Below are 22236 nucleotides of genomic sequence, written 5' to 3' on the forward strand. Positions count from 1 at the left end.
ACCCGTCCGATACTGTATTGTTTCTTTGTCTCTCATACGGAATGTCGCATACACCGGCATTTCTCAGATATCTATTATGCCCTCAAACACATGCACAGCAGGCCCTGTCATATACACCCGGTTGTTCTGATCCCACTCGATGAAAAGGTCACCACCGGCCAGATGGACAGTTACGGATCTTCCTGCAAGTCCCTTCCTGTGTGCGGCAACAGCGACTGCCGATGCACCCGTGCCGCACGCCGTGGTTTCACCGGAACCCCTTTCCCACACACGCATACGGATTTCCTTTTCAGAAAGGATTTCGAAGAATTCGACATTCACCCTGTTGGGGAATAACGGGTGCGTTTCGATCATGGGCCCGTAACGTGATACGGGAAACCCGTCAACATGGTCAACAAGAATAACCGCATGCGGATTGCCCATCGAGACACAGGTGATCCGGAATTCCCTGTCAGCAACCTGTAGCGGGTAGTCAATAATCATTCCGGATTCATGCCATTGACTGCTCTCTGAAGCCTGTATTGCTACAGGAATCCTTTCCGGATCAAATACCGGCTCTCCCATATCGACCCTGACCATATCGGCAGCCTTCTCGGGTTTGATGATGCCTGCAAGGGTTTCGATATCGAGAATGCGCTTGCCGGAAAGGTTTCTGTCCCAGATGTATCGGGCCAGACACCGGATACCGTTTCCGCACATCTCCACTTCGCTTCCGTCAGCATTCAGAATTCGCATCCTGAAATCAGCCTTGTCAGACGGATAGAGAAGGAGCAGCTGATCTGCGCCGATACCGAATCTCCTGTCACATGCCCGCCGGCTGAATGTCCTGAGGTCCTCTGTCCCGTGAGGACACGCCTCCTGCATGCAATCCACCACAACAAAGTCATTGCCAAGGCCGTGCATTTTTGTAAAATGGATTTTCATCGCAGTATAAAGTGATTTTTCTTTTTATCGAGCCTGTTCACTGCAAATATCCGGGGATATGTTCGTGCATCACGAGATCGTGATACGTCTGGCGTTTTCTTATCAGCACATGGTGTTTCCCTTTTATCAGAACTTCTGCAGCTTTCGGCCTGCTGTTATAATTGGAACTCATCGAAAAACCGTATGCGCCGGCACTCATGACCGCGAGATATTCTCCCTGCTTTACTTTCTGCAACTCGCGTTCTCGTGCAAGAAAATCACCGGACTCGCATATGGGGCCAACCACGTCACAGATTATTCTCTCTCTCCTGTTTCTTACCACAGGCTGGATGGAATGGTACGCTTCATAGAGTGACGGGCGGATGAGGTCATTCATCCCTGCATCGACGATCACGAATTCCTTCGCCTGCCCTTTTTTCAGATAGAGTGTTTGTGTCACCAGTATGCCCGCATTCCCGACAATCGACCTCCCGGGCTCCATAATCAGGGTCACTTTCCTGCCTTCAAGCAGCGGTATGAGGTGCTGCGCAAGGTCTTTGGGAACCGGCGGCTCCTCATCCTTGTACGAAATGCCGAGACCGCCTCCGACATCGAGATATTTGATCGCAACACCACGGGCAACAAGTTTGTCTATAAGCAGCAATATCCTTTTCAGCGCATCTACAAAAGGGGTTACCTTTGTGATCTGGGAACCGATATGCTTGTGGATACCGACAATATCAATATTTTTCAGTCCCGATGCAAGCCGGTAATATTCCAGCGCATCTTCGATGGGGATGCCGAATTTATGCTTCTTCATTCCTGTCGTAATATACGGATGGGTTTCCGGATCGATGTCAGGGTTAATCCTCAGTGCTATCGGCGCCCTCTTCTTCATATTGCCTGCAACCCTGTCAATCTCCCGCAGTTCATTTTCAGACTCCACGTTGAACATGAGGATGCCTGATTTCAGGGCAAACCGTATTTCCTCAACCGTCTTGCCAACACCGGCATACACGATCTTTTTGGAAGGAATCCCCGCGTTCAGGGCGACAAAAAGTTCCCCTCCTGAAACGATATCAGCGCCTCCGCCGTTTTTTGCGAACAGCCTGATGATCGCAGAACTCGGATTGGACTTTACCGCATAACAGATGATGTGCGGATAATCATTAAACGCTTCGTCATATGCCCTGAAATGCCGCAGAAGAGTGGTGTAGCTGTATACATACAACGGCGTTCCGTATTTTTTCGCAAGAGTTCTGACAGGGACATCTTCGGCATACAACTCGCCGGACCGGTACTTGAATGAATGCATGGGAGATCTCCAGGTTTTTATTTCTTTAAATTCGGCTATATTGTAAACATATTTTCTTTTTATCTCAAGGCACAGGGGCGATGCAATTTTGGATTTCAGTCTTACGGATATGTTACATTTGAAAAATATCCGTATTGCCAATGACGGCATTGGACATTCCCGCTCACTCCTTCGGAAAGGAAGGCGCGGCATGAATAATACACATAATACAGGCTCACAGCATGCACAGGATACGGAGGTTAAATTGGGAAAAAACATTGCAGAAAAGATATTCGAAGCCCACAGGGTATACGGCGAACTGAAACCCGACACCCCTGTGGGACTGAAAGTTGATCAGGTCTATACACAGGATGCCACCGGCACCATGACCTGGCTGCAGTTCGAGGCGATAGGGATCGATCGGGTGAAGGTCCCACTCGCGGTCTCGTATGTCGATCACAACATGCTGCAGCAGAATTTTATGAATCCTGACGATCACGTGTTTCTTCAGACTGCCGCAGCAAGGTTCGGCGCCTATTTTTCACGGCCCGGCAACGGCATCTGCCATCAGGTGCATCTCGAACAGTTCGCCGCACCGGGGAAAATCGCGCTCGGCACAGACAGCCATACACCGACAGGCGGCGGCATGGGGATGATCGCAATCGGTGTCGGCGGACTCGATGCAGCGACAGTAATGGGCGGGGCTCCGTTCGAGCTGACCATGCCGAAGGTGGTCAGGATCAACCTGACAGGAAAACTCCGGCGCCCGTGGGTGACCGCAATGGACGTTATCCTGGAAATTCTGCGAAGGCTGACGGTAAAGGGCGGCGTCGGGAAAATATTTGAGTACGGGGGCCGCGGGGCAAGGGATCTCTCTGTTCCCGAAAGAGCTACCATCACCAATATGGGCGCGGAACTCGGCGCGACAACGTCGATATTCCCGAGCGATAAAAAAACAAAGGCGTATCTTGCCGCAGTAGGGAGAGAAGCCGACTGGATCGAGATGAAGGCTGACAGGGGTGCCGGATATGCCGAGAGTATCGACGTAGACCTCAGCCAGATTGAACCGATGATCGCGCAGCCTCACAGCCCGGACAATGTGGTCTCAGTAAAAAGCCTCACCGGGACAAAGGTCGACCAGGTCTGCATCGGAAGCTGCACCAATTCCTCGTATCAGGCCCTCAAGACCGTTGCATCAGTCCTGCGGGGCAACACTGTTGCAAGGGATGTGAATCTCCTGATCAATCCGGGATCAAAACAGGTATATGAGATGATCGCAAAAGAGGGACTTATTGCCGACATGGTGGCAGCAGGGGCAAGAATGCTCGAGGCTTCCTGCGGACCCTGCATCGGCATGGGGGGAGCGCCGGGCAGCGGCCAGGTCTCGGTCCGTTCATATAACAGGAACTTCAAGGGCAGAAGCGGCACCAAAGACGCATCTGTGTATCTTGCAAGCCCGGTATCGTGCGCCGTGTTTGCGTTACAGGGGATGATTCGCGATCCCCGTGAATCAGGACTGCATATCAGCCCTTTCAGAGAGCCGAAAAAGTATCTGATCAGCAGGAATTTCATCATCCCTCCGGTGACTGATACGGCGGACATTGCAATCATTAAGGGACCCAATATCAGGGAGATATCCATTAAGGCACCTCTTCAGGATGCCATAGACGCAGAAGTGCTCATCAAGCTCGGAGACAACATCACCACAGATGATATCATGCCTGCGGGATCTGCGGTGCTTCCGTACCGTTCCAACATACCGGCGATTTCTGAGTTCGTGTTCAGCAATATTGACAGCACCTTCAGCACCCGTGCAAAAGAAGCAAAGGTCTCAGGCGGAGGGATTATTGTCGGGGGAGACAACTACGGCCAGGGCTCGTCCCGTGAGCATGCAGCCATTGCTCCGATGTTCCTCGGCGTGCATGCGGTAATCACGAAATCGTTTGCCAGGATACACCGGTCGAATCTGATCAATTTCGGGATACTGCCCCTTCTCTTCAGAGATGCCGGGGATTATGAAAAAGTTGCACAGGGTGACAGGCTGCTGATCAGGGACGTCATGAACGGAATTACCGGAACCCAGTTGTATATCGTGCACAATCAGTCAAGGAACTTCGTCTTTGAGGTCTTTTCCCAGCTCAATGCGCGTGAACAGGAGATTATCATCTCGGGGGGATTGCTGCCGAACACGAAGAAGCGTCTTGAATAATGCAGGCTGTCGAGGGGATGACATGTCTCCTGTTTCATTTGCTGGAAAAATGCCTCTGTTCCGAAGCAGTTCGCATGATACTGTTTGACAAGTTTGTACCGAAAAAGGTAAATTAAAAATCTAATCCGGGCCGCTAGCTCAGTTGGTAGAGCAACGCCCTTTTAAGGCGTGGGTCGTTGGTTCGAATCCAACGCGGCTCACCAATCGCGTCCCTATCGTCTAGCCCGGCCTAGGACATCGCCCTTTCAAGGCGGTAACACGGGTTCGAATCCCGTTGGGGACGCCAATACCAAAATCAACTCCCTTTGGCAATCATGTCAAAGGGTTTTTTTATTTGCGGGATGCCTTATGACACTTGAAAAGGGTTTCTTACAGGAGCTCATAATTAAGCATCATAGAACAAGGCTGTGATTGTTTTTTCAGGGAATGAACATGCCCTCGGAGCTAACCGGGATGCAGCCTGCACCTACAAGGGCGCAAAAATTACGTAAGATGAAAAGTGATGGTTAACAGGAGAATTGTCTAATGGTCCATCTGATCCGTCGGGGCAATCACCTTTGCTAAAACCAAATCAGCTTAATCCCGATCGGCTGTCGAGCCGCTTTAAGAGTAACCGAATTGATATATGTCATTAGCACGGAACCTCTTATCAAAGGGTACAAATTCGTTATAACGACTATCAAGAAATGCGCCCATGATTCTAAGCTTTGTGAGATAAGGTGCCTTTCGGCCCCACTCCGCTTTCTGTCCGGAGGCTATCTCCCACCTCCCATTTATGATCTCCGCGATCTGTGAATGGCCAGATAGCCCTGAACTCCATTCACCTTTACACGAAGGGCATTCTAAATCAATCTCTTTGCCATGTTCAGTAAGCCAGGCTTTAGCAGAGAGAGTAGAAAGTGATTCCCGAATAAAATCGACGCTGAGGACCGATGCTGTAGATGGTGCGCTCTCAAGAATGGGCGGCAATATAGTTTTCATGAATAACGCATTTGCTTGAAGACCAGCCCACGGGGATCGAAAATACTGTGCTCGATATCCAGTAGCTGAATTAAAAAATTGATCGAACAAGGTTCTTCCTATTTCCACAGTATATACTGGCCTCTGAAAATCAGTGCCCTCGATCCTATTAGTGTGACAGCAGAGCACAGCGAGGTTCTTTGCTATTGTTATCGCAATGTCTTCGAAGGAGATGGAATCTTTAAGCTTGGGAAGGCGTTCCTGAGCATCCATCTGTAGTTTTAGTGTCCAAGTTATGTCATGCATTGGTATTTATTTTTTCATAATGTTAGCGTCGGATACTCATAGCAATATGCTCCATTATAGCAGGAAGCGATGCTTGAGGACTTCAGGAAGGACAATTGCCTCACCTTAAAAAAAGGAACACATCGAAAATAAGTTTGGATCTTCTTCTTATTTTATACAGATATTGATTAAATTCTGTATAATATATTATGAAATTTGAGTGGGATTCTCGAAAAAGTAGTGCCAACATGGATAAACACGGAATTGATTTCGAATCTGCCAAGGCACTCTGGCTTGACGAAAATAGAATCGAAATCGAAGCGCCATACCCTATCGAAGAAAGAAGAATCCTTATTGCACATTTACAGGGAATGTTTTGGACTGCTGCATATACTATTCGGGAAGAGTCTACCATAAGACTTATTTCTGTGAGACGGTCAAGGGGGAAGGAGGTTAAATTATATGAAAAAGAAAAAATTGGCTAAGAATATAAGGGAGTTCGACCAGCGTTTTGACGCGGGAGAAGATATCCATGATTTGATTGATATGAAGAAGTCAAAGATAATACATCATGGGAAAAAGGTGCGTCTAACAATCGATGTAGCTGAGTCCCTGGTGAATGAACTTGACGAAATACGTCGGAAGATCGGAGTAGACAGAGGTGCCTTAATAAAAGTTTGGCTTCATGAAAGAGTGAGGCAAGAAAAGGGAACGAGGAAAGCCAGTTAATCAGTTTATTTACAAAAGAACTACGCGGCCTTATGGTGTATACAATCGGCGCGCACTTCAGGAAGACATTGAGGCAAGTTTTTAATGCCGGTGACACTCCGTTCCTCTTTGAAAAACTCTTTCGAGACGGACATTATAAAATTGGCCTTGCCATTTTCCACCACAATTACTTTTCTCATAATACTTCTGTAGTGGAAAATAGTAGTCAAGCTGCCTTCTGCATCAACCAGGTTCGAAAATCATAAATAAAGGGACGCCAATTTTTTCTTCAATTGACTTCACCGTCTGCCTTTGGTAACGTATTTCCCGTCATGAAAATGCTGACGGTTGCAGTATTGTCTCTTCTGCTCATTGTATCCCTCTCTTTGCCAGCAGGCGCCTTTGACGGTCCTCTGCAGGTCAGAAACCAGTTTCCGCTCTTTCTTCATTTGAATGCTCCCTCTCCGGAATCTGCAGCTATGGGAGATACTCTGTCTGCAAGTCTTTCACATTCGAGCGTCCATCTCGTGAGGAATTCACCCGGGTGGACTGCGGGTCTTGACATGGAAATAACGGAAATAACTTTCAGGTTCAGAAAGACTGTCAGAGATTTTATCGAACTCGGGATCGACCTTCCGCTGCTGAGTTTCAGTTCCGGGTTCATGGACGGCTTTCTCAAAGATTATCATGATACATTCGGCTTCCCGGATTACGGGCGGAGCAGAAGGTCGGACAACAAGTTCCTTTATGAAGTGAGGAAGGGCGGCACTCTTGTGGTGAAGGGGAAAAACGGCAGAACGGGACCCGGTGATATCCGCCTTACTGCGAAAAAACCTCTCCTGAGCGGCAATCCCGCCGTCAGTATAAAGGGCGAGATCGAACTCCCGACAGGAGATGCACACACCGGATTCGGAAGCGGCAGCTTCGGCGCCGGCCTGGCTGTGCTGTGTGATGCGCAACTGAGTGAGAAATTCAAATCGTATCTGAACATCGGGGTTGTCTCTCCCGGTGATCTGCGGGCACTCAAAAAAGTGGATAGCAGGGAATTCGTCTATGGCAGCACCGCCATTGAGGCTGCCCTATGGAAGCATATCAGCCTCATCGGCCAGGTTCTTGTGCACAGCTCCCCTTTTCCGGAGACGGATATTCCATCCGTTGACAGGACTGCGGTACTCCTCTCATTCGGGGGGAGATATTCTGCCGGGAAGAACAGCCTTGAAGTCTCGTTTACCGAAGATCCCAATACCTCCGGAGCGCCGGATTTCACCATGAATTTTTCTTTCCGGAGACTGTTCTGAACCTTGTAAGCATCTGATTCCGTAAGCTATTATACATATCATGAAAAAGCCGAAAAAACTGAGACCCGACTGGGACGAATATTTTATCGGGATCGCGAAGGCTGTTTCGGCCAGAGCAACCTGTTTCCGGAGGAAATATGGCTCGGTGATCACCAAGGACAACATTATCGTCAGCACCGGGTATAACGGCGCTCCCAGAGGGATGAAAGACTGCCTTGACGTAGGCAAATGCACCCGGAGAGAACTCCAGATCCCTCACGGCGAGCGATATGAACTCTGTCACAGCGTACACGCAGAGGCCAATGCAATAATCCGTGCGTCTGCGGATGAACTGAGGGATGCCACGATCTACATTTCCGGAACCGATGAAGACAGCCGCGAGTGCAACTCCGAGCCCTGCATGATGTGCAAGCGGATGATTCTGAACTCACAGATAGCAAAAGTGGTCTGCTCCGACGGGAACGGGGGTTTTTCGGTCGTAAACCCCAAGAAGTGGCTCAAAAAAAGGGTTTAGCCTGCTGAGTGTACAAATACTTGTGTATCCCAATAGGATATGGTTTTTCATACATTTTCATCCCGCTGCGCTGTTTCTGTCTCCCCGGCTTCCACAAATCGTTCAGATGATCTATGGTATCATTAACTCTTATGGAAAAAAGGCTCCAGAAGATACTCTCCGAAATGGGGATCGCGTCAAGAAGGAAAGCGGAAGAGCTGATCATGGAGGGCCGGGTGACGGTCAATGGTCAAATGGCAACGCTCGGCACCAAGGCGGACGCTGCAAAGGACCATATAAAGCTTGACGGAAAGCTTCTGATCAGGCCGGAACCGAAGGTGTATCTCATGTTCCATAAACCGAAAGGGGTGGTTACGACACTCCATGACCCTGAAGGCAGGCCCACTGTAAAAGATTTCCTCAAGAAGGTAAAATACAGGGTTTTCCCCGTCGGACGGCTCGATTATGATTCTGAAGGGTTGCTGCTTCTGACGAATGATGGAGATTTCGCGCACTCGTTGCTCCATCCTTCAAAAAAGATATACAAAACCTATCTTGTGAAGGTGAAAGGAGAACCGGACGAGGCGAAGGTCCAGAAATTGCGGAAAGGGATCAGGCTCCTGGAAGGGGTAACCGCTCCTGCGAGGATAAAGAAACTGCGGGAGACGGAACACAATACATGGTTTGAGATGACCATATATGAAGGGAAAAAACGACAGATCAGAAGGATGTTCATGGACATCAAACATCCCGTGCTGAAACTGAAGAGAATAAAGTTTGGCGATCTGTCGCTCGGCGACCTGGAATCAGGTGCATACCGGTTCCTGACAGCCGAAGAAATAGAGAAAGTGAAAAAAGAATTTTTCACTGATCGGAGGGCAGATGGTTCGCGATAAAGGGTGTGGGGAGATACTGGAATCTGACATTGGCAAAAATCTGAGTCTCTGCGGATGGGTATTCAGACGGAGAGACCATGGCGGCCTCATATTTATAGACCTGAGGGACAGGAGCGGGGTCCTCCAGATCGTATTCAGCCCCGACGTTTCCGGAGCAGCGCATGAACATGCCCATGACCTGCGGAGCGAATATGTGCTCTCTGTGTCTGGAGAAATAAGAAAACGGCCTGAGGGGACGGAAAACCCCGGCATGACGACCGGGATGGTTGAGCTGTATGTGAACAGTCTGTCAGTCCTGAATGAATCTGCGCCCCTGCCTTTCAGCGTGGAAGACGCTGCAGATGCCTCGGACATGCTGCGGCTGAAGCACCGGTACCTGGACCTGCGGAGACCTGAAATGCAGCGTAATTTCATTATCAGGCACAAAGTCACAAAGATTGTAAGGGATTACCTCGACGAGAGGGGTTTTCTTGAAATCGAAACGCCCATGCTTACCAAGTCAACCCCTGAAGGGGCAAGAGATTATCTTGTGCCAAGCCGCCTGAACCCGGGAAATTTCTACGCGCTGCCTCAGTCACCGCAAATATTCAAACAGATCCTGATGGCTGCCGGCCTCGAAAAATACTTCCAGATCGTGAAGTGTTTCAGGGATGAAGACCTCAGGGCAGACAGGCAGCCCGAGTTCACCCAGATAGATCTTGAAATGTCTTTTGTGGACATCGAGGATGTGACAGGGATTATTGAGGGCATGATGCAGACGCTCTTCAGGAGCATTCTTGATCAGGAACTCGCCATCCCGTTTGCGCATCTCAGCTACAGGGAATCTGTGGAAAGATTCGGGAATGACAAGCCTGACCTCCGGTTCGGCCTTGAACTCAGTGACATGGCAGACCTTGCGGAAAAAGGAACGTTCAAGGTCTTTCTCGACGCTGTCAGGTCAGGAGGAAGGGTTAAGGGGATAAACGGGCCGGGAATGGCATCCCTGTCAAGAAAAGAGATCGACATGCTGACCGAGGAGGCCCAGTCTTTCGGCGCTAAAGGGCTTGCGTGGATAAAGGTAAAAAACGGGTTCGAGTCTCCCATTGTGAAATTCTTTCCGGATGAGATTCTCCGGCAGATGGCAGAACGGCTTCAGGCAGGCGAAGGAGATCTTATGCTTTTTGTCGCAGATAAAGAGAAGGTTGTGCATGACGTCCTGGGCAGGATGAGGCTTGAGCTCGGGAAAAGGCTGAACCTCGTAGAGCCCGGCTACAGATTTGCATGGATTACCGATTTCCCTCTCCTCGAATGGAATGATGAGGAAGAGAGGTTCGAGGCGATGCACCACCCGTTCACCTCGCCGATGGATGAGGATATTGAAAAGATGCTGTCGGGCAATACGGAGGATAAGGGGATTCTCGCCTCTCTCCATGCAAAAGCCTATGACATTGTCCTGAATGGTTACGAGATCGGCGGTGGCAGCATCCGTATCCACCGTCGTGACCTGCAGAGGAAGATGTTCGATATCCTGAGAATCTCCGGGGAAGAGGCGCGGATGAAATTCGGGTTCCTGCTCGATGCGCTTGAATTCGGGGCACCTCCGCACGGAGGGATAGCGCTTGGCCTGGACAGGCTTGTCATGATTATGGTCGGGGCTTCCTCAATACGGGATGTTATCGCATTCCCGAAAACACAGAAGGCATTCTGCCTCATGAGCGGCACCCCGTCGCCTGTGGAACAGAAACAACTCAGAGAGCTCCATATCAGGACAGACATTCCGGAGGCATAAGGACGGGAAGCACCAGTACGATTATGCGTTTGCCCTACTGGCTTCTGATGCTCTCATATGCACCAGCCGCAATATCACGCACATAGTTGTCACGGTCATTCATTGCATCACGCAGGGGTTCAATCGCGCGGGGGTCTTTTATTTTTCCGAGGGCTTTCGCGGCTTCCGATCGCACTACCCATGATTCGTCCCTGAGTGCTTCTATGAGCGGGACAACTGCGCGGCTGTCCTTTATTGATCCCAGGATTATTGCGGTAGCCGACCTGACATGGATATCGCCATCCTTCAGCATAAAAATCAGCCGCTCCACGCCCGGTCCCCCGATACGTTCGAGCGCCTTCGTGGCATTTCCACGCACATGGGCATTTTTATCTTTCAGGGAATCGATCAGGGGCTCAACCGCATGAGAATCACTTGTATTTCCGAGGGCTTTTGCAGCTTCTGCACGTACAGCCCAGGATTCATCCTTCAGTGACTCGATGAGCGGTACAACCGCCCGGGTATCATTGATTTCTCCGAGTATTCTCGCTGCTGCCTGCCTGATGGAAATATCGTCGTCCTTCAGTGCCAGGATAAGGCCTTTCACCGCAGGAGCGCCTGTTCTGAGCAATGTCTTTGCCGCGCTGTCACGCACATTCCTGTCACCGTCTCCCAGGGCAGAGATCAGGGGTTCTATAATACGTTCATCGTTTACCGCTCCCAACGCCGCAGCCGCGTTTATCCTCACCGTGCTGTCTTCATCCAGAAGCGCATCAATAAGGATGTCGACTGCCCTGTTGTCAGACTTTCCTTCAAGCGCCTTCACCGCCATCCTTCTGATCACCGGCTCTTTGCTCTGTGATGCGGCAATCAAATAGTCCGTCGACCGGGGGTCTTTCTGGCTGTATATTATCGTTTCAAGGGCACGAAGCACCGCCAGCTGAATCTTTGACTTCCTGTCCTTCAGCAATTTACTCAGCGGCTCCAGTACACGTGCGTCCCTGATTTCTTCCAGAGACATTACCGCTTTGTAACGGACCTCGGCATCCTCATCCTTCAAGGCGCCGACCAGCGCGTCCACGACACCATTCTCCCGAATCATCCCGAGTGCTTCAGCCGCATTTCTTCTGACAGTGATGCTTTTCGCTTTCAGCGCAGCAGCAAGAGGTCCTGCGGAAGGCCTGCCTATCTTGCTAAGGGCGATCATGGCCTCGCGGGAGGGCGAGGTTGACCCCAGTATCGTATCATCTGCGCGGATGATCACGGATGCCTCATCTCCAAGCATGGCGGCAAGGTACGGGATAGCGGGAACCGCCTTCGCTCCCATATCCCCGAGTCTCACGGCTGCGTTCTTTCTCTCTGCAGGAGACTGGGAATACAGCAGTTCGATCTGTTTTTTCACTTCAGGGGCCAGGTCTTCAGGAATTTTTTCTTTCGGGATATCTGGTATGGCATAACACTGAGCTTGCGTCATGAACACAAGCACGACCGTCAGCATTATTTGTGTGGCTATGCTTCTCATATCTCCTCCCCCAACGATCAAGCTACAAAAAACTGCGTGCTCTTCTTCGTTCTCAGAAAGCCTGCATATATTTCACGTATGACTGATAGTTTCTCTTTACCTCGGTCATGGAGTCGCCGCCGAACTTCTGGAGAAACACATCTGCAATCGTCAGTGCAACCACTGCTTCCCCGATAACCCCTGCCGCAGGTACCGCACAGATATCGGACCGTTCGTACGCCGCCTCAACCCTTTTCTTGGTAAAGATATCCACTGACTGAAGCGGTTTTCTCTGTGTCGGGATCGGTTTCATTGCCGCGCGCACAATTACCGGCAAACCGTTTGTCATGCCTCCCTCGATACCGCCGGAGAAATTGGTCTTCCTGGAAAATCCGTTGCCGCTGATTTCCGGTTCTTTGGAGCGGTTTCCTGCGTGACGGATCTTTTCTCCGCGCCCTGCGGCCTTGCCTTGATAAAATATCTCATCCATTACCTCTGATCCGAACCTGCCGCTCATCAGGAAACCAAGCCCGGTTTCGACTCCCTTAATCGCCTGTATGCCCATCAATGCCTGTGCGAGCCTTCCGTCAAGCCGTGTATCCCATTGGATATGGCTTCCAAGGCCTATCGGCACATTAGTTACAAAAACCTCGAATATCCCGCCAAGGGAGTTCCCCTCCTTTACCGCCTTGTCTATCAGCCTGACCATCTTCTGAGAAACCCTTTCATCAGGGCATCTGACAGGCGATTTCTCAGCCCTTTTGAATGCCTGCAGAAGCTGTTTCTGCTGCGGGCTTTGACTGATACGCCCTGACTCAGGGATCCTCACTGCTCCTATCTGCACGATATAACTGCCGACGGTGATGTTGAATTCTGCCAGAAAACGCTTTGCCACGGCCCCCAGTGCGACCCGCATGGCTGTTTCCCTCGCACTTGAGCGTTCGAGGACATTGCGTATGTCATGATGGTCATATTTGATTGCACCGGGAAGATCTGCATGTCCGGGCCTCGGTCTGGAAACAGCAGGGATAGACCCTGCTGCCCGGGCATGCACAGACATCCCTTCCCCCCAGTTTTTATAGTCCCTGTTCGTGATAATAAGCGCCACCGGGGAACCGATGGTATTCCCCCACCTGACCCCTGAGATGATCTCGGCATGGTCGGATTCTATCTTCATTCTCCCGCCCCGCCCATATCCGCCCTGCCTTCTTCTCAGGTCGTTATCAATATCCTCCTCAGACAGGGAAAGACCGGATGGAATCCCCTCAAGAATGCCGACCAGAGCTTTTCCATGAGACTCACCGGCAGTTATGTAGCGAATGGCTCCCATTATTTCCTGAAAGTATACCATAGTCAGGGGTTCAGGGAGAAATCCATCAGTACGCCTGAGAATTGACAAAACTGCCGGTGAAAGACGATTATTTACCATGAATACCAAAACCCTATCGGGCTATCTTGCAGTTCTTTGCCTGTCATTTCTCCTCAGGATCATCGGACCATCAGACAGTTTTTCCCACAGCCTGCTGCCCGTCCTGATGATGGCATTTCCTGTTATCGTCGGCCACCGGGTGAAATTCAGACTCTCGGTAAAAGATTCCGCTGCGGGCCTCCTCGTCTCCGCTGCGATCCTGATTCCCTATTACATGCTCTTTGGAAGTGATCTGAAGGTGCTGACCGGGCATTCCCTCCTTTTTCAGCTCATCGGGATAGCCCTGCCGGAGGAGTTCTTTTTCCGGGGGTTTCTTCAGGATTCGCTCGGCAGGAACCTGCAGGCAATTCTTGTCACCAGCCTGCTTTTTTCTGTTGCCCACCTGCCGAAGGCTATGTTCCTCGGTGAATGGACGGCTCTGCTCAGTTTTTTCCCGTCACTGGTAATGGGATGGCTGTATATGAAAACGGACAATATACTTCCGGGGACTATATTTCATCTGCTGGCAAATATTGTCTATGGCGCTGCTTCACACTGAAGCAGTCTGCGCTATCGTCCTCTGAGATTGCTTTCCCGCCGGAACGCCAATGAGAACTATTCAAGAACCCAAATCCATCGATATACAACTCAGACGCTTTGGAAGCGGGTCATTGCAGACACCTGAACGGTACATGGCAATATTGTTTTTTGCATTGATTCAGGGGATTGCTTCGTCGCTTTGCTCCTCGCAATGACATGTCCATTGTGTCATCGCGAGCGAAGCGTGGCGATCTCGTTGTGTGAAACTGAGACTGCGGAGTCTGTTCCAAATGAAGTGAAGAATCTCGCTCCTGGGTTGCTCCGGCTTTGTCTCGCACCAACATTCACAATGACCATGTGTATCACTTCATTTGGGCATTGATAATACGAATTGAATTAATATCTTCTCATCCTCCTTAGTACCCAAACAACCGCAACAGGCACCATTAGGACAGCGGCATCGGCAGCAGACGTCGGACAGTTGGCAGTCCTGCCAATTGAACAGCCACCCCCTCCACCACCTCCTCCTCTACCGCCACCGCCTCCATTGCCATTGCCCTGGCCGCCTCCGGGGAGGGTCGCAGAGGCCTCATTTGAATACCCTGAAGAGGCAAGTGCATTGAATGCCCTTACCCGGTAGGTATAGGTCTTCCCTGATACAAGCCCGGCATCCGTATACGAAGTCTGATTTTTTGTCACAGATGCGATCTCAAGGAACTGGCCGCCTGCCTCTTTCCGTTCAATCCTGAATCCGTCCTCTCCTGTGGCATTATCCGTCCAGTCAAGTGCTACCCCCGTATTTGACAGCACCTGTGCATTCAGCGCTGCTGGCGGCAACAGCGAGGTGACGGCGCTGTATGCATTCACCCTGCCCCCGGTCAGAATCCTGTTCAGCAGAGAAGGTTTCTGATCGACCGTATTGAGAATCGTGCCCTTTATCTGGTCGGCATTGAAATCGCTGTACACGGCAGCAACAAGAGCTGCTATCCCTCCGACAATGGGAGTTGACATTGAGGTTCCGCTGAAAAACTGGTAGGCATCATGGTAACTGATACGGAATGCCTCAACGCTCCCGAAAGGCTGTACCGCGTCTATGAATCTCTGATTCCTTGCACCGTCTCCGTAGTTCAGCGGGACGCCGGCGGCAATACCACTGAAGACGTTCATGCCGGTGAACACATCGCCGTTTGCATCATCGGTAATATACAGGGCATGCAGATAATTCTGGTAAAAGCTGCTCGTTCCGATATCATATCCGATATCCTGACCGGTTATGAAAAGCCGGCCTCCATTATCGAGAAAAGACGAGAGGTGTGTCTGGTCGTTGAGCGTGAGGGTGCTGCTGTACTGATCCCCCGTGAACCAGATGACAAGCCTGTACTGCATTAACTGGCCTGCTGCGGGACCACTGCTCCCTGCAGGGACTGAATATTTGTCAAACGCATGTCCGAGGGCCTGAAGAGACTGGGCAAAGTAATTCTCATACGACTTCCCCCCGTCATCATCAACCAGGAGTATCTGATCTCCCGGGACAATGGCATGAAAATCCAGGACCGCCTGCATGACCGCATTTCGTGAAGCCGAGCCGTTGATCCCTTCAAAGCCGAACGCCAGATATGCAACCCTGTAGAACCCGCTGTATGTTACCCCTGTGGCAAAAGATGGTATGGTGCTCAGGATGTTCTCTCCCGGCGCTGCCACATCGACAGACGCGCGGCCGTAGTTGGAAAAGAGCGCAAGGTTATCATTCTGGTCCGATGCTGCAACAGAAAGGACATTGGGAAGATTGAACCCGGCAGGATATCCGGGAGTCACATCCTCATTGTCGCCGATCCCGTCCTCGCCTCCATTCCCTGCGGCCGCAACAAAAAGGATGCCCGGATACAACGCAATTACATTATAGAGCGACTGCGAATAGTCAGGGCCACTCAGGCTCATGTTCACAATCCGCGCGTTATTGGATGCGGCAAAGACTATTGCTTCAATAACATCAGCGATCGTGCCTTCTCCGTCCTGATCGAGCACTTTCAGCGGCATTATCTTCACCCGCCAGTTCACGCCGGTTACCCCCCGTGCGTTGTTTCCGACTGCGCCAAGAATACCCGCCACATGCGTTCCGTGTCCGTTCTGGTCGTCCGGATCCGCATCATTATTGATAAAATCATAGCCTGCTGCCAGATTTCCCGACAGATCCGGGTGATTTCCGTCCACACCGGTATCGATAACCGCTACCGTAACAGAAGATGCATCCCGCACTACCTCCCAGGCCTCGGGGCCGTCGATATCCGCATCGGAAGTCCCGAATGTTCCATTGACTGCCTGCCCGGTATTATGCATGCCCCACAGCTCACTGAACCTCGTGTCATCAGGCAGGATCGCCGCCCTGACGATGAAGTTTGGTTCTGCATATTCAACCGCGGGGTGTGCTCTGTACATTTCAACTGCTTCCTCAACCGGCATGCCTTCCGGTATCATGATTCTCTCAAGCCCTTCCAGTCCCAGTGTCCTGACTGCTTTTGCTCCCAGTGCATCGTGCACGCCGGATTTCTGCATTTCCCGTACACCTGTCCTGAATTTTACGAGTACCTCTCCCTGCTTATATACAGAACGGGCATGTCTGCCGGGGCTGTCACCTCCGCATGCCAGAAAAGCGAGTATAAGCAGCCCAAGAAGCGCCTGTTTCCACATTATTCCCTCCTTATACAGGGATATGGCCCTTTATCGGGATTATATAATATCCCGGAGAAACCCGGTACCGGTCGAGATTCATACTGACAAGAGGATTTTCAAGAAAAGACCTGTCAGGCATCAATTCCATTGTGAGATCTGCAACCCCCGTGTTCACCACTCCCTTGATCCGTGCGTAAATGTCCCTGCCTTCCAGTGAGACAGATTCGATTTTTATCATATTTCCCGTAATATGCAAAGAACCCTGTATGTTGCTGAAAAAATTCAGCGGGACCAGTACTCCGCTGAATTCCGCCGGCCTGAAGCCTGCTTCCTTCACCGCAAAGTCAGCACGCGCTTCACTGCCTTCCGTGGAAAAAGTCCCTGAAACAGTGCCTTCACCCCGAATCCCGAAAGAACCGAGAAGCCGGATGCTGCGCATGTCTGCATCTTTCAGTGCAAGGCTCGCCCTGAACTCCCGGCCGGCGCGGAATATGTCTCCGGATACCGTGCCGTTGCCGACAGTCCCTTCATATGAAACACTTAACTGCATCAGGAAGAGGAGCAGGGGGTGGATGCGTGCCTCAATGTTATGTAATGAAATGAGTTCCCTGGCAGATTTGCTTATTCGGATGTGTTCCACACGAAAATTGCAGAACAGTCCCTTCTCAAGCCCGCTGATCTCCAGATCGAGAAGATGTTCTGCCGCTGAATCTTCCATGACAGACTGTATCGCACTGGCAGGAAAAGCCATCCACAGGCACCAGAGCATGATCGGGACAGAAGCCAGCGCTATCGCGGTTTTTTTCGCAGGGGACATCATCTGATCCCGGGGAATACTCCTCTTATGCCTTTCTCAGGATGCATGCAGGAGAAATCGTATGGCAGTCTCCTCATGATATGTTGACATTGCATACCGCATTGCCTGTCATTTCGCTTTGAGAAAAGAAAGGGACAGTGCAACATTCAGGAGTTCAGGGTTTTCAAACGACTTTTTTATCGTTGCTTTTTTTATCGTCAGGACCACGGGAGCATGTTCGATTTTGTAAAAAATATTGACCATTTCATTCATAGTGATTTTTTCGATCTGGACATCAGCCTCCTCCTCAAATCCGTCCTTTGATTCCCTCTTTCCCGTCGCCTTGACCGTCCTGACTTTATCGCGCATCCCGATAGGCGAGAAAACCTCATCCACAGCCTGCACAATTCCCTGCACGCTGGCAAGATTTTTCCTGCTCTCGACTGCGTCAATTTTCTGCTTCAGGGAGACATATTCACCATACAGCACGGTCATTTCACTGCGCTGTGCTTTTACCTGTTGCAGTTCTTTCTTTGCAGTCAGAAGCCGGTTCATGCCAACAGCCCAGATCACGATAAAAACCGCCAGTACTGCTGCAGCGTAAAGATATCTCCTGTCTTTGAAAAAGTCCCTCACGCCTCTCTCCCCTTTGCCGTAATGGTGAACAGCATTCTCCCCTGTGCGGACGACTTTGAATCGGCTATCCTTACTTCACTGAAGACGATATCCAGTTCCTCCTTCACTTTCTGCACGTCACCCAGCGACGGGGCTTCACCCTTGAAAATGAGATTTTCCCTGTCCACTGTCACCTCATTGAATACCACTCCATTCCTGTCAAGCCGGGAAAGTCCGAGAAGGACGTGAAGGGGCTTGCCGCCGAGGAAGATCTCCTGTCTTGCCTTTAATTCTTTCATGTGGGATTTGAGCTGGTACAGCTCATTGACAATATTTTTTTCCCCCGGGAACAATGCATGATAGTCCTTCCGCATCTCATTCCTCAGGAATGCGATTTCAGACCGTACTGACACGATCCTGAAGAGCAGGCTCCCGGACAGGACCAGTGCTATCAGGATTAGCAGAACCCCGGTCATCCTCAGCGATTTCCTGGTCTTTTCAATATCCCGTATAAAGGCAAATTCGCCTCTTCTCAGGTTCACTGTGGGTGTCTTCATCTCCTCAATGGCAAGAGATATCCTCTCTTCATCTTCCAATGGCGCGGGTGAGGCAAGTTTCGCGAGCGCAAAATCCTTCGTAAGGCTTCTCAGTTCCAGAGAGGTAATGACTGCGGGATCAATATTGCATGCTTTGACTTTATCAAGAATCTCCCTGATACGCGTCTTTTCCGTATAGACCGCAAGCACCTGTGTTGCGGTATCGGATTTCCCGACGATTATGTCATCGAATACCACACCGGCAGATCCGCCCAGTATCAGTCCGTCGAGTTCGAAAGGAAGCACATCCCGAATCCGGTCCATATCAGAAAACGGCAGATCAATGACCCTGAAATTCAGACTGCTGAGAGGCAGGCTTATATACGCATTTTCCATATCGTATCCCGCAATATCGGCGGGGAAATCACCATTCTGGGGGAAAGGATATGTCCTGCGGTCTTTCAGTTCGCACTTGCCTCCCCTGACCGCAAACAGGTAAATCCCGAGCATTTCTTCCCGGATGTCAATAAACAGAGTGTTCCCCATTAATATTCCTTCCAGTATTCGACTCTGACTTTTTCCGTATCAAAGACGGTCTCGATGATCCGTTTCACTCCGCCGGACTCTGCAGAAGATTGTATCGAAAAAATTTTCCCCTTATAAATGAGAGATATCCCTGAAGCGGTCTGAAACGTCGCAACACTGTTCACCTGTCCGATATTCTCAAATGGACTGAAATCCCTGTGTGTCATGATTTTCTTCGCTTCCCCCTCATCCAACGATTCAGACAGGCTCATCAGCACAGCAGCATCAGCGCCGTTGATATTTATCTCCAGATTGTCTCTCGTACCATACACTGTGATATACGGAAATAATTTATCATAATCTTCCCTGCTTATTCCACGAACCAGCAGCAGTTCATCGACACTTGCAAAAGCAGCGTTTTTAGCGCCTTCTTCCAATCCGGAAATCTCCGCAAATTCATCGGGATCGATCCATTCCCTCACCCTGTCCGCGATTTTTGTGTCCAGGGAGAGTATCATGAGAAGTCTCTGAAACGCCTGGAATGCAGCAGGGTTCACGTCCCCGATCCTATATATGATAGCATTGAGGTTGAACTTCGCATTCTCATCCTCCAGCCGCACCGATATGCTCCCCTCAAAATCTTCAAACGGGTTTTGCACGGGGAATTCCATGGAACCGGGATACGAATAGGGTTTCCCGCTCAAGGTATCCGATAACATCTTTGCAGACACATGTATGCCGGATCTGGCCATGAGGGACAGCCGTTGTGAATCGCTCCAGTTATACAGATTGACCGTTCCGGTATACACTCCATAGGAAAATTCGACTACCATGGCCGTGATCAGGACGAGTGCAAGGAGGGTTACCACAAGGGCTATGCCTTTCTGGTCACCACAGGAATACATCAGAGTGCCCCCCCGTACATCGGCCTGGACATGTCCGAAAGTGTGATCGTTCTTCCCTTAACCATCACTGCCAGGCTGATCCTGATTTCTTCGGGAACTCCCTGATTCAGTTCAGTGTCCCATGTCTTCACCCACGTATTATTGAATTTTGCCTCGACCGTAAATGCCTCGAGTCCTTCGATGATATCAACTCCTTCCACCTCATCCCTGTTGTTCGGGGCCTCGACCTTTTTCATGAGGGTCAGCCTGCCGTCTCTCTCTTCAACATAATATGAAATCCGGGAAAGGCCCGGACGCAATACGGAGAAAGACGTAAAATCGAGGTGCGCAGTCTGTTTTCCGTGAAAGTCCCTGTCACGCAATTGCAGGAATGTACCGGAATCTTTTCCGCTGAAACATGCAGCATCAAGCTCGCGGCGTAAGATATCAACCGCATTTCTTGACTCCTGGAGTCTGACAAGGGACTCATCCATGCCCTCCAGCGCCCTGTGACTCAGGAAAAAAGTGCTGTAGATGGCAGCAAGCACAATCGAGAGAATCGCAACCGCAACAAGAATTTCCAGAAGGGTAAATCCATCCCCTCCCTTATGTTCCCTCCTGGTGGGCAGGTGTATGGGGACAGTGTTATTGAGGAATAAACGCATTCAGTGTTATCTTTTCTTTGCCTGATGTGATCACCACAATGATCTCCGAGATTCCCGCATAGGGCGACTCCTTCACAAACGTCGCAAATGCATACTTGTCATAAGGCGGATCGAAGTTTCCCGCCACACTCTGGGGGTTTTTCTCGAGATCTTTCAGTTTGTGCTTGCCAAGGAGAGTCCCGATCGTGACAGTCTCCTGCCTTTCGACAATTCCTATCTGATAGTTTATGGTGTAAATGAGTGTGACAAGAAGCCCGCTCACGATTGCAAGCGCAATGAGCACCTCAAGGAGGGTAAAACCTTCCTGCCGGCCGTGATTATTCCGCGTCCTGCAGCGAGCGCCCCGGGACAGATCAGGCAGGTTCCGCACCGAAAATCTCACTTCTCTGCCTGCACGATCTTCACCCTTCCGCTCAGGTGGTGAAGGGTGATTGTCATGTTCGTTTCGCCCCTGCGCATATCGACGCTCAGATCCTCCCTGACGCCAAACGGATCGAAGAAGAGAATCAGTTCCCCCCTGGAAACCGTTCCCCTTGATGGTGTCATCACTCCGGTCATATCATCGAACTTTCTCTTTTTTTCTCCGTCAGGGCCATTCCAGTAAACCGTATTCTCATCAAGATCGAATTTGGCCAGGAACGTTTCTTTCCTTGACATTGCGCTGTCATTCAGATATCTCAGGATCGAGGCTATCTCCCGCGCCTCGGATTTAAGCCTGTTTTCCCCGATCAGCCCGAAAGACGGAAGAACAACCGCAGTAACAAGAGAGACAAGAAAAAGTGCAATGATCAGCTCGAGAAGTGTAACCCCTTTGCAGGCACAGGGAAAATAATTTTTTCTATTGCATATCCCAGTTCTTGATGTCTGCATCCTTCCCTTCCCCGCCTTCCCTGCCATCGGCTCCATAACTCATGAGGTCAAAATCGCCATATACCCCGGGAGAGATATACAGATACGGATTGCCCCATGGATCGGCAGGAATCTTCTTCTGCTCGAGATAGCCTCCTTCCCTGTACCTTGAGGGTATCTGACCTGTGGTCGGCTGCTCCACAAGCGCCGCAAGCCCCTGCTCAGTGCCCGGATAAAAGCCGTTGTCGAGCTTGAAAAGCTTGAGCGCAGTCTCGAAATTCTTTATCTGCACCTTGGCCTCCGCGATCCTCGCATCGTCCGTCCTCCCGATAATCCTCGGCGCGACAATGGCCGCAAGAATGCTGAGTATGAATACCACCACGATTATCTCGAGCAGGGTAAATCCTTTATTATTTCTCATCAGTTCCTCCTGTTGAACACCGTTCTTTTCGCA

The 22236-nt window shown here is 50.5% G+C and carries 23 protein-coding genes and 2 tRNA genes; 10 read left to right on the forward strand and 15 right to left on the reverse strand.

Annotated features, from left to right (window positions below):
- Positions 1 to 63: 63 nt before the first annotated feature.
- Both dapF and lysA read right to left on the reverse strand, forming a co-directional pair.
- On the reverse strand, positions 64 to 918 hold the full coding sequence (gene dapF / locus AB1552_01495) for a diaminopimelate epimerase (GenBank protein ID MEW6052451.1): 855 nt from the start codon (positions 916 to 918) through the stop codon (positions 64 to 66).
- A gap of 43 nt (positions 919 to 961) precedes the next feature.
- Positions 962 to 2218, reverse strand: coding sequence for a diaminopimelate decarboxylase (gene lysA, locus AB1552_01500; GenBank protein MEW6052452.1), 1257 nt, complete (start codon positions 2216 to 2218; stop codon positions 962 to 964).
- 244 nt (positions 2219 to 2462) lie between these two features.
- On the opposite strand from lysA, the gene AB1552_01505 reads away from it, so the two are divergent.
- The 3 genes from AB1552_01505 to AB1552_01515 all read left to right on the forward strand — a co-directional run bounded on the left by AB1552_01505 (position 2463) and on the right by AB1552_01515 (position 4692).
- On the forward strand, positions 2463 to 4406 hold the full coding sequence (locus tag AB1552_01505) for an aconitate hydratase (protein ID MEW6052453.1): 1944 nt from the start codon (positions 2463 to 2465) through the stop codon (positions 4404 to 4406).
- Between the two features lie 127 nt (positions 4407 to 4533).
- Positions 4534 to 4609: transfer RNA gene (locus AB1552_01510), tRNA-Lys, on the forward strand.
- Positions 4610 to 4614: 5 nt separating this feature from the next.
- A tRNA-Glu gene (locus AB1552_01515) sits at positions 4615 to 4692 on the forward strand.
- 317 nt (positions 4693 to 5009) lie between these two features.
- Here AB1552_01515 and AB1552_01520 read toward each other — a convergent pair.
- Positions 5010 to 5672, reverse strand: a complete 663-nt coding sequence (locus AB1552_01520; GenBank protein MEW6052454.1) for a hypothetical protein — start codon at positions 5670 to 5672, stop codon at positions 5010 to 5012.
- A gap of 188 nt (positions 5673 to 5860) precedes the next feature.
- Here AB1552_01520 and AB1552_01525 point away from each other — a divergent pair, with 188 nt between their 5' ends.
- The gene (locus AB1552_01525; protein ID MEW6052455.1) at positions 5861 to 6136 is read left to right on the forward strand and encodes a BrnT family toxin; all 276 of its coding nucleotides are present in this window, start codon (positions 5861 to 5863) and stop codon (positions 6134 to 6136) included.
- Positions 6114 to 6380 carry a CopG family transcriptional regulator gene (locus AB1552_01530; protein MEW6052456.1) on the forward strand — a complete coding sequence of 89 codons (267 nt, stop codon included), beginning with the start codon at positions 6114 to 6116 and terminating at the stop codon, positions 6378 to 6380. The genes AB1552_01525 and AB1552_01530 overlap by 23 nt, the downstream gene beginning before the upstream one ends.
- A 278-nt stretch (positions 6381 to 6658) precedes the next feature.
- On the opposite strand, the gene AB1552_01535 is transcribed toward AB1552_01530, so the two are convergent.
- Positions 6659 to 6808, reverse strand: coding sequence for a hypothetical protein (locus AB1552_01535; GenBank protein ID MEW6052457.1), 150 nt, complete (start codon positions 6806 to 6808; stop codon positions 6659 to 6661).
- Between AB1552_01535 and AB1552_01540 the strand changes: the two genes are divergently transcribed.
- The 4 genes from AB1552_01540 (at position 6809) to aspS (ending at position 10814) form a co-directional block, all read left to right on the forward strand.
- Positions 6809 to 7657 carry a DUF3187 family protein gene (locus tag AB1552_01540; GenBank protein ID MEW6052458.1) on the forward strand — a complete coding sequence of 283 codons (849 nt, stop codon included), beginning with the start codon at positions 6809 to 6811 and terminating at the stop codon, positions 7655 to 7657.
- 40 nt (positions 7658 to 7697) lie between these two features.
- Complete coding sequence (locus tag AB1552_01545) at positions 7698 to 8171, forward strand: deaminase (GenBank protein ID MEW6052459.1); 474 nt, start codon at positions 7698 to 7700, stop codon at positions 8169 to 8171.
- A gap of 113 nt (positions 8172 to 8284) precedes the next feature.
- Positions 8285 to 9046: a pseudouridine synthase gene (locus AB1552_01550; GenBank protein ID MEW6052460.1), complete on the forward strand. Its 762-nt coding sequence runs from the start codon at positions 8285 to 8287 to the stop codon at positions 9044 to 9046.
- Complete coding sequence (gene aspS / locus AB1552_01555) at positions 9033 to 10814, forward strand: aspartate--tRNA ligase (GenBank protein ID MEW6052461.1); 1782 nt, start codon at positions 9033 to 9035, stop codon at positions 10812 to 10814. Before AB1552_01550 ends, aspS begins: the two co-directional genes overlap by 14 nt.
- Positions 10815 to 10848: 34 nt before the next feature.
- Here the strand turns inward: aspS and AB1552_01560 are convergent, their stop codons facing one another.
- The gene (locus AB1552_01560; protein MEW6052462.1) at positions 10849 to 12315 is read right to left on the reverse strand and encodes a HEAT repeat domain-containing protein; all 1467 of its coding nucleotides are present in this window, start codon (positions 12313 to 12315) and stop codon (positions 10849 to 10851) included.
- Between the two features lie 52 nt (positions 12316 to 12367).
- Complete coding sequence (gene aroC / locus AB1552_01565) at positions 12368 to 13624, reverse strand: chorismate synthase (GenBank protein MEW6052463.1); 1257 nt, start codon at positions 13622 to 13624, stop codon at positions 12368 to 12370.
- Between the two features lie 97 nt (positions 13625 to 13721).
- Here aroC and AB1552_01570 point away from each other — a divergent pair, with 97 nt between their 5' ends.
- The gene (locus AB1552_01570; GenBank protein ID MEW6052464.1) at positions 13722 to 14261 is read left to right on the forward strand and encodes a CPBP family intramembrane glutamic endopeptidase; all 540 of its coding nucleotides are present in this window, start codon (positions 13722 to 13724) and stop codon (positions 14259 to 14261) included.
- A 377-nt stretch (positions 14262 to 14638) separates the two neighbouring features.
- Here the strand turns inward: AB1552_01570 and AB1552_01575 are convergent, their stop codons facing one another.
- The 9 genes from AB1552_01575 to gspG form a co-directional block, all read right to left on the reverse strand.
- Positions 14639 to 16930 carry a S8 family serine peptidase gene (locus AB1552_01575; GenBank protein ID MEW6052465.1) on the reverse strand — a complete coding sequence of 764 codons (2292 nt, stop codon included), beginning with the start codon at positions 16928 to 16930 and terminating at the stop codon, positions 14639 to 14641.
- Positions 16931 to 16940: 10 nt separating this feature from the next.
- The gene (gspN, locus tag AB1552_01580) at positions 16941 to 17732 is read right to left on the reverse strand and encodes a type II secretion system protein GspN (protein ID MEW6052466.1); all 792 of its coding nucleotides are present in this window, start codon (positions 17730 to 17732) and stop codon (positions 16941 to 16943) included.
- Between the two features lie 105 nt (positions 17733 to 17837).
- On the reverse strand, positions 17838 to 18344 hold the full coding sequence (locus tag AB1552_01585) for a hypothetical protein (GenBank protein MEW6052467.1): 507 nt from the start codon (positions 18342 to 18344) through the stop codon (positions 17838 to 17840).
- Positions 18341 to 19405, reverse strand: coding sequence for a hypothetical protein (locus AB1552_01590; protein MEW6052468.1), 1065 nt, complete (start codon positions 19403 to 19405; stop codon positions 18341 to 18343). Before AB1552_01590 ends, AB1552_01585 begins: the two co-directional genes overlap by 4 nt.
- Positions 19405 to 20289 carry a type II secretion system minor pseudopilin GspK gene (gene gspK, locus AB1552_01595; protein ID MEW6052469.1) on the reverse strand — a complete coding sequence of 295 codons (885 nt, stop codon included), beginning with the start codon at positions 20287 to 20289 and terminating at the stop codon, positions 19405 to 19407. The genes AB1552_01590 and gspK overlap by 1 nt, the downstream gene beginning before the upstream one ends.
- Positions 20289 to 20933 carry a prepilin-type N-terminal cleavage/methylation domain-containing protein gene (locus AB1552_01600; protein ID MEW6052470.1) on the reverse strand — a complete coding sequence of 215 codons (645 nt, stop codon included), beginning with the start codon at positions 20931 to 20933 and terminating at the stop codon, positions 20289 to 20291. The genes gspK and AB1552_01600 overlap by 1 nt, the downstream gene beginning before the upstream one ends.
- Positions 20914 to 21315, reverse strand: a complete 402-nt coding sequence (locus tag AB1552_01605; GenBank protein ID MEW6052471.1) for a prepilin-type N-terminal cleavage/methylation domain-containing protein — start codon at positions 21313 to 21315, stop codon at positions 20914 to 20916. The genes AB1552_01600 and AB1552_01605 overlap by 20 nt, the downstream gene beginning before the upstream one ends.
- The gene (locus AB1552_01610; protein MEW6052472.1) at positions 21312 to 21803 is read right to left on the reverse strand and encodes a prepilin-type N-terminal cleavage/methylation domain-containing protein; all 492 of its coding nucleotides are present in this window, start codon (positions 21801 to 21803) and stop codon (positions 21312 to 21314) included. Before AB1552_01610 ends, AB1552_01605 begins: the two co-directional genes overlap by 4 nt.
- Positions 21772 to 22203: a type II secretion system major pseudopilin GspG gene (gene gspG / locus AB1552_01615; protein ID MEW6052473.1), complete on the reverse strand. Its 432-nt coding sequence runs from the start codon at positions 22201 to 22203 to the stop codon at positions 21772 to 21774. Before gspG ends, AB1552_01610 begins: the two co-directional genes overlap by 32 nt.
- Between the last annotated feature and the right edge of the window lie 33 nt (positions 22204 to 22236).

Source organism: Nitrospirota bacterium, assembly GCA_040754395.1.
In the GTDB taxonomy this organism is placed as follows: domain Bacteria; phylum Nitrospirota; class Thermodesulfovibrionia; order Thermodesulfovibrionales; family SM23-35; genus JBFMCL01.

Coding starts and splice junctions, on each gene's coding strand:
- lysA (MEW6052452.1), bottom strand. CDS start 2,218: ATGCATTCATTCAAGTACCGGTCCGGCGAGTTGTATGCCGAAGATGTC.
- AB1552_01520 (MEW6052454.1), bottom strand. CDS start 5,672: ATGCATGACATAACTTGGACACTAAAACTACAGATGGATGCTCAGGAA.
- AB1552_01525 (MEW6052455.1), top strand. CDS start 5,861: ATGAAATTTGAGTGGGATTCTCGAAAAAGTAGTGCCAACATGGATAAA.
- AB1552_01530 (MEW6052456.1), top strand. CDS start 6,114: ATGAAAAAGAAAAAATTGGCTAAGAATATAAGGGAGTTCGACCAGCGT.
- AB1552_01535 (MEW6052457.1), bottom strand. CDS start 6,808: ATGAAGAAAGAGCGGAAACTGGTTTCTGACCTGCAGAGGACCGTCAAA.
- AB1552_01545 (MEW6052459.1), top strand. CDS start 7,698: ATGAAAAAGCCGAAAAAACTGAGACCCGACTGGGACGAATATTTTATC.
- AB1552_01550 (MEW6052460.1), top strand. CDS start 8,285: ATGGTATCATTAACTCTTATGGAAAAAAGGCTCCAGAAGATACTCTCC.
- aspS (MEW6052461.1), top strand. CDS start 9,033: ATGGTTCGCGATAAAGGGTGTGGGGAGATACTGGAATCTGACATTGGC.
- AB1552_01560 (MEW6052462.1), bottom strand. CDS start 12,315: ATGAGAAGCATAGCCACACAAATAATGCTGACGGTCGTGCTTGTGTTC.
- aroC (MEW6052463.1), bottom strand. CDS start 13,624: ATGGGAGCCATTCGCTACATAACTGCCGGTGAGTCTCATGGAAAAGCT.
- AB1552_01570 (MEW6052464.1), top strand. CDS start 13,722: ATGAATACCAAAACCCTATCGGGCTATCTTGCAGTTCTTTGCCTGTCA.
- AB1552_01575 (MEW6052465.1), bottom strand. CDS start 16,930: ATGTGGAAACAGGCGCTTCTTGGGCTGCTTATACTCGCTTTTCTGGCA.
- gspN (MEW6052466.1), bottom strand. CDS start 17,732: ATGATGTCCCCTGCGAAAAAAACCGCGATAGCGCTGGCTTCTGTCCCG.
- AB1552_01590 (MEW6052468.1), bottom strand. CDS start 19,405: ATGGGGAACACTCTGTTTATTGACATCCGGGAAGAAATGCTCGGGATT.
- gspK (MEW6052469.1), bottom strand. CDS start 20,289: ATGTATTCCTGTGGTGACCAGAAAGGCATAGCCCTTGTGGTAACCCTC.
- AB1552_01600 (MEW6052470.1), bottom strand. CDS start 20,933: ATGCGTTTATTCCTCAATAACACTGTCCCCATACACCTGCCCACCAGG.
- AB1552_01610 (MEW6052472.1), bottom strand. CDS start 21,803: ATGCAGACATCAAGAACTGGGATATGCAATAGAAAAAATTATTTTCCC.
- gspG (MEW6052473.1), bottom strand. CDS start 22,203: ATGAGAAATAATAAAGGATTTACCCTGCTCGAGATAATCGTGGTGGTA.